Source organism: Actinacidiphila cocklensis (assembly GCF_907177275.1).
Taxonomy (GTDB): domain Bacteria; phylum Actinomycetota; class Actinomycetes; order Streptomycetales; family Streptomycetaceae; genus Actinacidiphila; species Actinacidiphila cocklensis.
On sequence record NZ_CAJSLV010000024.1, the window covers coordinates 73296 to 85192 of the forward strand.

Genomic DNA, 11897 nt, shown 5'->3' on the forward strand with positions numbered 1-11897 from the left:
GCGGGGGTCCGCCCGGGCACCCCGCCCCTTTCGCGTGCCCGCGGCCGGGAGGCGCGGGACCCGCTGTCAGCCCGGCCAAATAAGCTGGTCCCGTGCACCCCCTCGCCCCGTACACCACCTTCCGCCTCGGCGGACCCGCCGCCCGCCTGGTCACGGCCCGCACCGACGCCGACCTCGTCGCCGCCGTCCGCGACGCCGACTCCCGCGGCGAGCCGGTCCTCCTGATCGGCGGCGGCAGCAACCTCGTCATCGCCGACCAGGGCTTCGACGGCACCGCGATCCGCATCGCCACCCAGGGCGCCGACCTCAGCGGCCGCACCCTGGAACTCGCCGCCGGCGAGACCTGGAGCGACGCCGTCGCCGCGACCGTCCGCGCGGGCCTGGCCGGCATCGAGTGCCTGGCCGGCATCCCCGGCTCGGCCGGCGCCACCCCGATCCAGAACGTCGGCGCCTACGGCCAGGAAGTCTCCAGCACCATCACCGAGGTCGTCGCCTACGACCGCAGGACCGCGGAGACGGTCACCCTCCCCGCCGCCGAGTGCGCCTTCTCGTACCGCAGTAGCCGGTTCAAGGAGGACCCGGCCCGCTACGTCGTCCTGCGCGTCCGCTTCGCCCTGGAGGACGCCGGCGGGCTGTCCGCCCCGCTGAAGTACGCAGAGACCGCCCGCGCCCTGGGCGTGGAGCCGGGCGAGCGGGTGCCGCTGGAGAAGGCCAGTGCGACGGTGCTGGCGCTGCGCGCGGGCAAGGGCATGGTGCTGGACGCGGCCGACCACGACACCTGGTCGGCCGGCTCCTTCTTCACCAACCCCGTGCTGTCCGCCGCCGAATTCGCCGCGTTCCTGGACCGCGTCCACGACCGCCTCGGCCCCGACACGGCCCCGCCCGCCTTCCCCGCGGACGGCGAGCGCACGAAGACCTCAGCGGCCTGGGTGATCGACAAGGCCGGCTTCACCAAGGGCTACGGCACGGGGCGTGCCCGGATCTCCGGCAAGCACACGCTGGCGCTGACCAACCGCGGCGCCGCCACGACCGAGGACCTGCTCGCCCTAGCCCGCGAGGTCCGCGACGGCGTCCACGCGGCCTTCGGCGTGACGCTGGTGAACGAGCCGGTGATGGTCGGCGTCCACCTCTGAGTCCGTCACCGAGGGTGAGGCCCACCGCCATGCCCGGGATTTCCTGATTTACTCGGCGGTACGACGCCCCCCCACGGGAGCCCGCGCCCCACGGGAGAAAGCCGTGCTCACCCTCGACACCCTGATCAGCTCTGCCCCCGACCGGCTCCGCCGCGCCGGGCGGGTGGCCGGCGAGGGCGACCGGCCGGTCGCCGGGGTCTGGCCGGCCGACCCCGGAGCCGTTCCCGCCCGCGAGCGCGGTTGGCGCGACGTGCTGGCCGTACTGGCGGAGCCGTCCGCGCCCGCCGCACAGGACGCGGAGATCCGCGCCCTCGCGCAGGCCGGAGCGGCCGCGCTCGCGGTGAGCGAACCGGCACCGCAGCGCATCCTGGACGCGGCGGGGCGGCACCGGCTGCCGGTGCTGCTGACCGACCCCGAGACGTGCACGGTGCCGCGCCTGGCCCAGCTGCTCGCCGACCTGGAGGCCGCCGCCGGCCGCCGCCTCCAGGACCTGCTGGAGTCCGCCAAGCAGCTCTCGACGGCCCCCGAGACCGCGGCCGGCGTCCTGCACTGGCTGGCCGGCGCGGTCGGCGGCCAGGCCGTCCTGCTGGCCCCGCACCGCCCGCCGCCCCCGCTCGGCGGCGGCCTGACGCTGCCCGCCGACCGCGTCGCGGAACTGACCGACGGCAGGACGCAGGCCGCGACCGCGGACGTCGGCGAGTGGAACGTACGGCTGTACGCGCTCGGCCCGGTGCCGCCCCACGACGTGCTGGTGGTGGCGCGGGCGCGGACGGCCGGCTGGCCGCAGCCGGTCACCGAGGCCGTCACGATGGCCGAACTGCTGCTGTCCTCGTGGCTGCGGATGCGGGCCGCGGCGGACGGCGAGCGGGCGCCGATACGCTCCTCGGTCCTGCAGATGCTGATGTCCGGGCAGGTGCTGGCCGCCAGGCGGGCGGCGCACCCGCTGGGGATGAGCCCCGAGGTGCTCACCGCGGACCACGCGCGGGTGTACGTCGTCGGCGGCCGGGCCGCCCACCGCGACACCCTGGTGTCGGCGTGCCACTACCACCTGGGCGACGCGGGGCTCGTCGTCGGCTGCCCGGTGGACGACCACCAGGTGATCATCGTCGCGACGCCCGACGCGCCCACCGAGGCCCTGCTGCGCGACCTGGTGTCCCGGCGCAAGGGCTTCCGGCTCGGCGCCAGCAGGACCGCACCGCTGGACGGGCTCGCCGACGCGCACGGCGAGGCGACGCGGGCGCTGGCCGCGGCCGGATCGAGCCCCGACCGCTACGCGGTCTTCACGCCGGACATCGAACTGGTGCGCCTGCTGCCCGCCGCGGCCGCGGGCCGGTGGGCGGCGGCGCTGCTGGCCCCGCTCGACGGCTGGCCGCCCGCCCGCCGGGCCGAGTGGCTCGACGGGATGCGGCTGTGGCTGGCGTACGGCCCGATCGGCGCGGCGCGGCTGGCCGGCTTCCACCGCAACACCGTGCGGCAGCGGGCGGAGGCGGTGGGGGAGGCGCTGGGGCTCGACCTCGGCCGGCTCGCCGACCGGATCAGGCTGGACCTGGCACTGCGGATCTCCCGGCTGGACCTGGACGCCACCGGGTCAGGACGCGTGCCCGGGTTCGACGAGCTGCTGGCGGACGCCGCGGCGCGGCGCTGGGCCGAGGAGTACCTGCGACGGCTGGACGCGGACCTGCTGCCGACGGTCGTCACGTGGATCGAGGCGGGGCAGCACACACCGGGCGCGGCCGGCCGGCTCGGGGTGCACCCCAAGACGGTGGCCGCCCGGCTGCGGCGGGCCGAGGCGCAGGTCCGCGAGCCGCTGATCTCCCACCCCGGGGCCGGCGGGCCGACCGCGCAGTCGGCCAACGGGGTGTGCGGCGTCCACGACCTCGCGCTGGCCGCCCACATCGCCGGTGCGCTCACCCTCTGAGCGCGCCCACCCGCACCCGGATGTGCATCGGGAGCGGCACCGGTGGCCCGACTGTGCATCGGAGCAGATGCGCGGGGCGCGCTCGCATGGTTGTTTGCTCGGCGGGGGTCTCGCCCGGGCGACGGGGGCGGGCGAGACCAGGGGGCTTCCAGAAGGGCGTCAGCGCGCCCAGACGTCGATGTCGGCCAGCATGCGGTCGCGGACGTCCTGCGGCGCCCGGGAGGCGCGCACCGACTGGCGTGCCAGTTCCGCCAGCTCCTGGTCGGTGAACCCGTGGACGTCACGGGCGAGTTCGTACTGCGCGGCCAGCCGGGACCCGAAGAGCAGCGGGTCGTCGGCGCCCAGCGCCATCGGGACCCCCGCGTCGTAGAGGTGCCGCAGCGGTACGTCCTCGGGCTTGTCGTAGACGCCCAGGGCGACGTTGGACGCCGGGCAGACCTCGCAGGTCACGCCGGTCTCCGCGAGCCGGCGGACCAGATGCGGGTCCTCGGCCGCGCGTACGCCGTGGCCGACGCGCTGCGCGTGCAGGTCGTCCAGGCAGTCGCGGACGCTGGCAGGCCCCGCCAGCTCCCCGCCGTGCGGTGCGGCGAGCAGGCCGCCGTCCCGGGCGATGGCGAAGGCGCGGTCGAAGTCCCTTGCCAGGCCCCGGCGTTCGTCGTTGGACAGGCCGAAGCCGACGACCCCCTGGTCGGCGTAGCGGACCGCGAGCCGGGCCAGCGTACGGGCGTCCAGCGGGTGCTTCATACGGTTCGCGGCGACCACTACGGCCATGCCGACGCCGGTGTCGCGGGAGGCGATACGGACCGCGTCGAGGATGATCTCCAGGGTCGGGATGAGCCCGCCGAGCCGGGGCGCGTATGAGGTCGGGTCGACCTGGATCTCCAGCCAGCCCGAGCCGTCGGCGGCGTCCTCCTGCGCGGCCTCGCGCACCAGCCGGTGGATGTCGTCCGGGGTGCGCAGGCAGGAGCGGGCGGCGTCGTACAGCCGCTGGAAGCGGAACCAGCCGCGCTCGTCGGTGGCCCGCAGCTTGGGCGGCTCGCCCGAGGTGAGGGCCTCGGGCAGGTGGACGCCGTGCTTGTCGGCCAGTTCCAGCAGGGTGGACGGGCGCATGGAGCCGGTGAAGTGCAGGTGGAGGTGTGCCTTGGGGAGGCGCCGGATGTCCCGCGCCGGCCCCGTACGTGCATCGCGTGCCATTCCAAGATCCTGCTATACGCGAGCCCCCGCCCGGAACCGTTTTCTCCGAACGGGGGCTTGCCCGAATGCGCGCGCGGCCCGATTCCCCGCGCGCGGGGGGTCAGTCCGTGGCCTCGCCCAGCAGCTTCTGCAGCCGCGCGACGCCCTCGATCAGGTCCTCGTCGCCCAGGGCGTAGCTGAGCCGCAGGTAGCCCGGGGTGCCGAAGGCCTCACCGGGGACGACGGCGACCTCGGCCTCGTCCAGGATGAGGGCGGCCAGCTCCACGGAGGTCGCCGGGCGCTTGCCGCGGATCTCCTTGCCGAGCAGGGCCTTCACCGACGGGTAGACGTAGAACGCGCCCTCGGGGGTCGGGCAGACGACGCCGTCGATCTCGTTGAGCATCCGCACGATGGTCTGCCGGCGGCGGTCGAAGGCGGTGCGCATCTCGGCGACCGCGTCCAGGTTGCCGGTGAGGGCGGCGAGCGCCGCGACCTGGGCCACGTTGTTGACGTTCGAGGTGGCGTGCGACTGGAGGTTCGTCGCGGCCTTCACCACGTCCTTGGGGCCGACGATCCACCCGACGCGCCAGCCGGTCATCGCGTACGTCTTGGCCACGCCGTTGACCACGATGCACTTGTCGCGCAGCTCGGGGACGAGCGCGGGCAGCGAGCTGAAGGCGGCGTCGCCGTAGACCAGGTGCTCGTAGATCTCGTCGGTGAGCACCCACAGGCCGTGCTCGACGGCCCAGCGGCCGATCGCCTCGGTGTCCTCGCGGCTGTAGACGGCGCCGGTGGGGTTGGACGGCGAGACGAAGAGCAGCACCTTCGTCCGCTCGGTGCGGGCCGCCTCCAGCTGCTCCACGCTGACCCGGTAGCCGGTGGTCTCGTCGGCGACGACCTCGACCGGCAGCCCGCCCGCGAGCCGGATCGACTCGGGGTAGGTGGTCCAGTACGGGGCGGGCACGATGACCTCGTCGCCCGGGTCGAGCACGGCGGCGAAGGCCTCGTAGATGGCCTGCTTGCCGCCGTTGGTGACCAGCACCTGCGAGGCGTCCACCTCGTAGCCCGAGTCGCGGAGCGTCTTGGCGGCGATGGCCGCCTTCAGCTCCGGAAGCCCGCCGGCCGGGGTGTAGCGGTGGTACTTGGGGTTGTGGCAGGCCTCGGCGGCGGCGTCGACGATGTACCCGGGCGTCGGGAAGTCGGGCTCTCCGGCGCCGAAGCCGATCACCGGGCGCCCGGCGGCCTTGAGGGCCTTGGCCTTGGCGTCCACGGCGAGGGTGGCGGACTCGGAGATCGAGCCGATACGGACCGACACCCGCCGGTCGCTTGCGGGTGGTACAGAGGGAGTGGCTGCGGTCATGACTGCATGGTCCCAGACACCGGGACCGGGTGGCACCGGGGTTTGACGCTGGACTGAAGTTCGGGTGCATGTCGAGGTTTGAACCTGATTGCACGTGATCCTGAGCAACTCCCTTGCAAGGCGTTCGACGGGGAGCGCCGGAGCACGTACACTCAACCGTCGATGGCCCTCCCGGCGAAGTCGCCTGCGTTACGTTGGGAGTGTCTGTCGAAGGGTCGTAGCTCAATTGGTAGAGCACTGGTCTCCAAAACCAGCGGTTGGGGGTTCAAGTCCCTCCGGCCCTGCTCCACACGTCCGACCTGGACGTGGGCAGGCAGATAAGCACTCGCCGTACCGCGCGACGGGCGCGGCACGGCCACGACCCGGAGTCAGGTGAGGACGAGTGACTGAGATCACGGACTCCATCGAGGTCCCGGAGCCTGACGCGACTCAGGACGACAAGGACACCGACCGGAAGCCCCGCCGCGGAGGCAAGCGCGGCAAGAAGGGCCCGCTGGGTCGCCTTGCGCTTTTCTACCGCCAGATCATCGCGGAGCTTCGCAAGGTCGTCTGGCCCACCCGTAACGACCTCACCACGTACACCACTGTGGTGATTGTCTTCGTTGTGGTCGTCATCGGGTTCGTGGCCGTGGTTGACTGGGGCTTCGGGAAGCTTATTTCCGCCGTTTTCGGCTGAGCAGCTTTCCGGCTGAGCTGTCTTCGGCCGGTCCCGCCAGTCCGCGGAGGGTGCAGGCCGCCGGCCGCCCCGCCCGCAGTGCCACCTTTGAAGTCAGGAAGAAGCTGTCACCGTGTCTGACCCGAACGTGTACGACACCGACGAGTCCGTCGAGGGCGCCGAAACCGCGCTCGACATCGTCGAGGCCGCCGACGGCGACGTCGACCAGGCGGTTGCCGCCGACCTGGCCGAGGGTGAACCCGCCGAGCAGGCCGCCGTCCACGCATCGGAAGACGCGGAAGAGGCCGAGGGCTCTGCCGACGACGAGTCCGAGGACGAGTCCGCAGTAGAGTCCGAGGACGAGACCGGCGATGAGGACGAGTCCGAGGACGAGGAGTCCGCGGCGCCCCTGACCCCGGTCGACGCGGTGGCCGCGTTCCGTGAGGAGCTGCGCACCCTGCCCGGCGAGTGGTACGTGATCCACACCTACGCCGGCTACGAGAACCGGGTGAAGTCCAACCTGGAGCAGCGTGCCGTCTCGCTGAACGTCGAGGAGTACATCTACCAGGCCGAGGTCCCGCAGGAGGAAGTCGTTCAGATCAAGAACGGCGACCGCAAGACCATCCGGCAGAACAAGCTCCCCGGCTACGTCCTGGTCCGCATGGACCTGACGAACGAGTCCTGGGGCGTCGTCCGCAACACCCCCGGTGTCACGGGCTTCGTGGGCAACGCGTACGACCCGTACCCGCTGACCCTCGACGAGATCGTGAAGATGCTGGCCCCCGAGGTCGAGGCAGCCGCCGAGGCCGCCGCGATCGCGGAGGGCACCGCCCAGCCCCGCAAGGTCGAGGTCCAGGTGCTGGACTTCGAGGTCGGCGACTCGGTCACCGTCACCGACGGCCCCTTCGCCACCCTCCAGGCGACGATCAACGAGATCAACGCGGACTCCAAGAAGGTCAAGGGCCTCGTCGAGATCTTCGGCCGGGAGACCCCGGTCGAGCTGAGCTTCGACCAGATCCAGAAGAACTGACCCTCGCGTCTTCCGTCCGAGCCCCTGCTCCCGTTCGTGGGAGCAGGGGCTCGGTCGCGTACGGGGTGGCGCCGATCAGTCGTTGGCGTTCAGGACCGGCAGGTAGCCGGCCGAGTGGCCGGTGGCCGTGGGGTGGTAGGACTCCCAGGACGGGGAGATGACCAGGGAGTGCAGGTAGTCGTCGCCCGAGCAGAGCTCGTGGCCCTTGAAGGTGGTCCGGACGTCGCCGAAGGTGAAGCCGTGGGCGGCCGCCACGGAGGCCGTGGTGGTGTCCAGGACGTCGGCGGCCTCGTCGATCTTCTGGTGCTTGGTGGCGCTGAGCCCGATGCAGAAGACGTTGAGGGTGTAGATGTCCGGGTAGCCGAGGACCACGACGTGGGCGTTGGGCGCCTTGGCGTGGATGGCGTTGTAGACGGTGTCGAGGCGGCCCGGCAGGGTGCTCCTGACGAAGGCCTCGGCGGTGTTGACCCGGTTGACGCAGGTGCTGTCGGAGCCGGTCACGCAGGTGGTGATGACGTCGGAGAAGCCCGCGTCATTGCCGCCGATGGTGACGGTGACCAGCCCGGTGGAGGAGTTGAGCCCGCCGAGCTGGCTGCCGGTCACATCGCTGGTCACCGCACCGGAGCAGGCGGCGAAGGTGAACGAGGACGGGCTGTGGGCGCTGGCCCACAGTGCCGGGTAGGCGCTGTTGCTGCGGTGGCAGTCGCCGCTGGAACTGATGTAGTTGCCTGCGCCGTTCCCGGCGGAGTACGAATCCCCGAGCGCGACATAGGCAGGCCCGGCAGCCTGTGCCGGGCCGGTGGTCAGCACCAGCGCCGCCACCAGGGCGAACGCGAGTGCGGCGAGGGCGGTTAAGGACCTGGTCAGTCTCACGGAACCTCCAAGAGCAGGATCGCTGCAGGACTTTGGTACCAGCCGGTAGCCCGCTCCGGGAAGTGTTCATGCCAAGAATTCTTCCCGCGTAGACCGGAACTTCAGGTGCTGCTGGGACGAGGGTGGGGCCGGCGGATTTCAGGGCAGGGGGCGTTACCCGCTATCGTGGTGCGGTATGCCTGCTCGCAGGCACGGAAAAACTCTCAACAGGACCCGGAGAGAGCAATGCCTCCCAAGAAGAAGAAGGTCACGGGGCTGATCAAGCTCCAGATCAACGCCGGCGCGGCCAACCCGGCGCCGCCGGTCGGCCCCGCGCTGGGCCAGCACGGCGTGAACATCATGGAGTTCTGCAAGGCCTACAACGCGGCGACGGAGTCGCAGCGCGGCATGGTGATCCCGGTGGAGATCACGGTCTACGAAGACCGCACCTTCACCTTCATCACCAAGACCCCGCCGGCGGCCAAGCTGATCCTCAAGGCCGCGGGTGTCGACAAGGGCTCCGGCGAGCCGCACGTCAAGAAGGTCGCCAAGCTCAGCCGCGCCCAGGTGCGGGAGATCGCCACGACGAAGCTCCCCGACCTGAACGCGAACGACCTCGACGCCGCCGAGAAGATCATCGCCGGTACCGCCCGTTCCATGGGCATCACGGTCGAGGGCTGACGCCCGAGCTCGCGCAGCGGCCGGCCGAGGAACGAGGCCGTCCGCGGAACGAGTGAGCAGGAAGCCCGAGCGAAAAAGGTCGAGGGCTGACGCCCGAGCTCGCGCAGCGGCCGGCCGAGGAACGAGGCCGTCCGCGGAACGAGTGAGCAGGAAGCCCGAGCGGAAAAGCGCGAGGGCTGATCAGCGAACCCCGCAAGGCACCACTGTGGAAGGGCCGGCTCGGCCCGCACCACGACTCCGTCACGACAACAGGAGCACGCACGTGAGCAAGCGCAGCAAGTCTCTCCGCGCTGCGGACGCCAAGATCGACCAGGAGCGCCTGTACGCGCCCCTGGAGGCCGTCCGCCTCGCCAAGGAGACCGCGACCACCAAGTTCGACTCGACCGTCGAGGTCGCCTTCCGCCTGGGTGTCGACCCGCGCAAGGCCGACCAGATGGTCCGTGGCACCGTGAACCTTCCGCACGGCACCGGCAAGACCGCCCGGGTCCTGGTCTTCGCGACCGGTGACCGTGCTGCGGCCGCGGAAGCCGCGGGAGCCGACATCGTCGGCTCCGACGAACTGATCGATGAGGTGGCGAAGGGCCGGCTGGACTTCGACGCCGTCGTCGCCACCCCCGACCTCATGGGCAAGGTCGGCCGCCTCGGCCGCGTCCTCGGCCCGCGTGGTCTGATGCCGAACCCGAAGACCGGCACCGTGACGCCCGACGTGGCGAAGGCGGTCACCGAGATCAAGGGCGGCAAGATCGAGTTCCGCGTGGACAAGCACTCCAACCTGCACTTCATCATCGGCAAGGTCTCCTTCGAGGAGACCCTCCTGGTGGAGAACTACGCAGCGGCGCTGGACGAGATCCTGCGGCTCAAGCCGTCCGCGGCCAAGGGCCGTTACGTCAAGAAGGCTGCCGTGTCCACCACCATGGGCCCCGGCATCCCGATCGACCCCAACCGCACCCGCAACCTCCTCGTCGAGGAGGACCCGGCCTCCGTCTGACACGACGGCGCCCGGGCGCGAAGCCTGAACGCCCCGCACCCCCCGGTCCTCCGGGGCGGTGCGGGGCGTTTCGCTGTGCTGCGGGGCAGGGTGCCCGCAGGCTCTCCGAACAAGGCCTGCCCGACGCGGGGTTGTCAGCCGCGTGCGTTAGTGTTCCGCTGGTTGAGACGGGGGCGTGTGGTCCCCGCGAGGGGGCTGGGAACATGCGTGGGATCAGGGGTGTGGCGGCGGCGGGTGTCGCCGCCGTGTCGGCGCTGGCGCTGGCGGCCTGCGGGCCGCTCGGCTCGTCGGCGTCCGGGGGCGACAAGACGGACGCCCCGACGGCCGCTCCGGCGGCCACGGACAACAGCAAGGGGCTGTCGGGGGTCGCGCACGCGATCACGGCACTGGACCTGGTGAAGAAGACGACCACCGGCGTGCACTCGGCGAAGGTCGAGTCGGTGGTCTCGATGGGCAGCACGATGTCGATGACCGGCAAGGGCGAGATGGACTGGTCGGACGGCCTGGTCGGTGACATGTCGATCACCTACACCGGCGGCGCCATGGCCGACCAGCTGAAGAAGTCGGGGATGCCGGCCACGATGGCCGCGCGCTACCTTCCGGACGCGTACTACGCGAACATGGGGCCGGCGATGGCCGCGCAGCTCGGCGGCAAGCACTGGATCAAGTACGGCTACGACTCCATGGCCAAGCTCGCCGGCGGCTCGGGTGCGGCCCTGAAGGATGCCGCCCAGAACTTCAACCCGGTCAAGAGCGTGGACGTGGCCCTGGCGTCCCCCAACGCCAAGAGCCTGGGCACCGAGACGGTCAGGGGCGTGCAGGCCACGCACTACCGGGCCACGCTCGACCTCCAGGACATCTCCGGGCGGACGATCCAGGGCCTCACAGCCGAGGAGCAGCAGGAGGTCAAGGACAGCCTGACCAAGGCGGGCATGACCACCGAGACCATCGACCTGTGGGTGTCGAAGGACAACCTTCCGGTGAAGGCCGTCTCCGTGGCGGCCGCCAAGATCGGCATGATGAAGTCGACCGTCTACTACTCCGACTTCGGCACCACGGTGAGCACGCAGCCGCCGGCCGCGTTCGACACCGTCGACTTCGCCGACGCGATGAAGCAGGGGCAGCAGAGCTGAGGCCGGGCTGAGGCAGGCTGAGCCACGGCTGAGGGCGGCCCCGCGGGCGATTTGCTCCGCGGGGCCGCTCTCCCGTACGCTTCCCGAGAAGCCAAAGACCGCTGGTCGTCGCCGTGCCCCGAAAAGGGCGTGGCGGCCGAAGGATTCCGCAGCACGCGGACGGCCCGCGCAGGTGATCGTGGAGTACTCCGAAGCCCCTTGTGGACTTCGTGGAGTCACGCCCCGTGCGCCTGCGCCGGGGCGTTCGTCATTGCCACGTCACCTCCTTCGACTCCGGGCGGTCCGCAATCACCCCGGAAGGAGGCCGAGACTCATGGCGAGGCCCGACAAGGCTGCCGCGGTTGCCGAGTTGACGGATCAGTTCCGCTCCTCGAACGCCGCAGTGCTGACCGAGTACCGCGGTCTCACCGTGGCGCAGCTCAAGACGCTGCGCCGTTCGCTCGGTGAGAACGCCACGTACGCCGTGGTGAAGAACACGCTGACCAAGATCGCGGCCAACGAGGCCGGGATCAACCAGCTCGACGACCTGTTCGCGGGTCCGTCTGCTGTCGCCTTCGTGACCGGTGACCCGGTCGAGGCGGCGAAGGGTCTGCGCGACTTCGCCAAGGACAACCCCGCTCTCGTCATCAAGGGCGGTGTCCTTGACGGCAAGGCGCTGTCCGCCGACGAGATCAAGAAGCTTGCGGACCTCGAGTCCCGCGAGGTTCTGCTCGCCAAGCTGGCGGGTGCCATGAAGGCCAAGCAGTCCCAGACTGCCGCGCTCTTCCAGGCGCTCCCCTCGAAGTTCGTCCGCACCGCGGAGGCGCTTCGTGCCAAGAAGGCCGAGGCCGAGCAGGGCGGTGCCGAGTAATTCGGCTCGCACGATGACCGGCGCCGCAAGGCGCCGGTCAAGGCCGGCGCAACCGGGGCACGCCCCGGCGCACCGGCCGACGCGGGCCGACCGTACGCCCGCCGACTTGTACATCCGGCACCTG

The 11897-nt window shown here is 71.4% G+C and carries 11 protein-coding genes and 1 tRNA gene; 9 read left to right on the forward strand and 3 right to left on the reverse strand.

Annotation, left to right across the window (positions count from 1 at the left end):
- Positions 1–92: 92 nt before the first annotated feature.
- Positions 93–1133: a UDP-N-acetylmuramate dehydrogenase gene (locus NFU81_RS04170; RefSeq protein WP_251485084.1), complete on the forward strand. Its 1041-nt coding sequence runs from the start codon at positions 93–95 to the stop codon at positions 1131–1133.
- A gap of 103 nt (positions 1134–1236) precedes the next feature.
- A complete protein-coding gene (locus NFU81_RS04175; protein ID WP_251485086.1) occupies positions 1237–3051 on the forward strand; it encodes a helix-turn-helix domain-containing protein in 1815 nt (604 codons plus the stop codon).
- Positions 3052–3210: 159 nt separating this feature from the next.
- On the opposite strand, the gene NFU81_RS04180 is transcribed toward NFU81_RS04175, so the two are convergent.
- Together NFU81_RS04180 and NFU81_RS04185 are read right to left on the reverse strand one after the other, a co-directional pair.
- Entirely contained in the window at positions 3211–4245 is a 1035-nt protein-coding gene (locus NFU81_RS04180; RefSeq protein ID WP_251485088.1) for an adenosine deaminase, read from the reverse strand.
- A gap of 100 nt (positions 4246–4345) precedes the next feature.
- Positions 4346–5584 (reverse strand): pyridoxal phosphate-dependent aminotransferase, encoded by a 1239-nt coding sequence (locus NFU81_RS04185; RefSeq protein ID WP_251485090.1) that lies wholly within the window; start codon positions 5582–5584, stop codon positions 4346–4348.
- Between the two features lie 211 nt (positions 5585–5795).
- Between NFU81_RS04185 and NFU81_RS04190 the strand changes: the two genes are divergently transcribed.
- The 3 genes from NFU81_RS04190 to nusG all read left to right on the forward strand — a co-directional run bounded on the left by NFU81_RS04190 (position 5796) and on the right by nusG (position 7269).
- Positions 5796–5868: transfer RNA gene (locus NFU81_RS04190), tRNA-Trp, on the forward strand.
- 107 nt (positions 5869–5975) lie between these two features.
- Complete coding sequence (gene secE / locus NFU81_RS04195) at positions 5976–6260, forward strand: preprotein translocase subunit SecE (protein ID WP_251485323.1); 285 nt, start codon at positions 5976–5978, stop codon at positions 6258–6260.
- Positions 6261–6372: 112 nt separating this feature from the next.
- Positions 6373–7269 carry a transcription termination/antitermination protein NusG gene (gene nusG / locus NFU81_RS04200; protein ID WP_251485092.1) on the forward strand — a complete coding sequence of 299 codons (897 nt, stop codon included), beginning with the start codon at positions 6373–6375 and terminating at the stop codon, positions 7267–7269.
- 75 nt (positions 7270–7344) lie between these two features.
- Here the strand turns inward: nusG and NFU81_RS04205 are convergent, their stop codons facing one another.
- Entirely contained in the window at positions 7345–8142 is a 798-nt protein-coding gene (locus NFU81_RS04205; protein WP_422665143.1) for an SGNH/GDSL hydrolase family protein, read from the reverse strand.
- Positions 8143–8367: 225 nt separating this feature from the next.
- Here NFU81_RS04205 and rplK point away from each other — a divergent pair, with 225 nt between their 5' ends.
- From rplK to rplJ, 4 genes are all read left to right on the forward strand, one after another.
- Positions 8368–8802, forward strand: coding sequence for a 50S ribosomal protein L11 (gene rplK / locus NFU81_RS04210; RefSeq protein ID WP_205044592.1), 435 nt, complete (start codon positions 8368–8370; stop codon positions 8800–8802).
- Between the two features lie 262 nt (positions 8803–9064).
- On the forward strand, positions 9065–9790 hold the full coding sequence (gene rplA, locus NFU81_RS04215; protein ID WP_251485094.1) for a 50S ribosomal protein L1: 726 nt from the start codon (positions 9065–9067) through the stop codon (positions 9788–9790).
- A gap of 203 nt (positions 9791–9993) precedes the next feature.
- On the forward strand, positions 9994–10923 hold the full coding sequence (locus tag NFU81_RS04220) for an SCO4651 family lipoprotein (protein WP_251485096.1): 930 nt from the start codon (positions 9994–9996) through the stop codon (positions 10921–10923).
- 313 nt (positions 10924–11236) lie between these two features.
- The gene (gene rplJ / locus NFU81_RS04225; protein WP_033177774.1) at positions 11237–11773 is read left to right on the forward strand and encodes a 50S ribosomal protein L10; all 537 of its coding nucleotides are present in this window, start codon (positions 11237–11239) and stop codon (positions 11771–11773) included.
- Positions 11774–11897 lie beyond the last annotated feature (124 nt).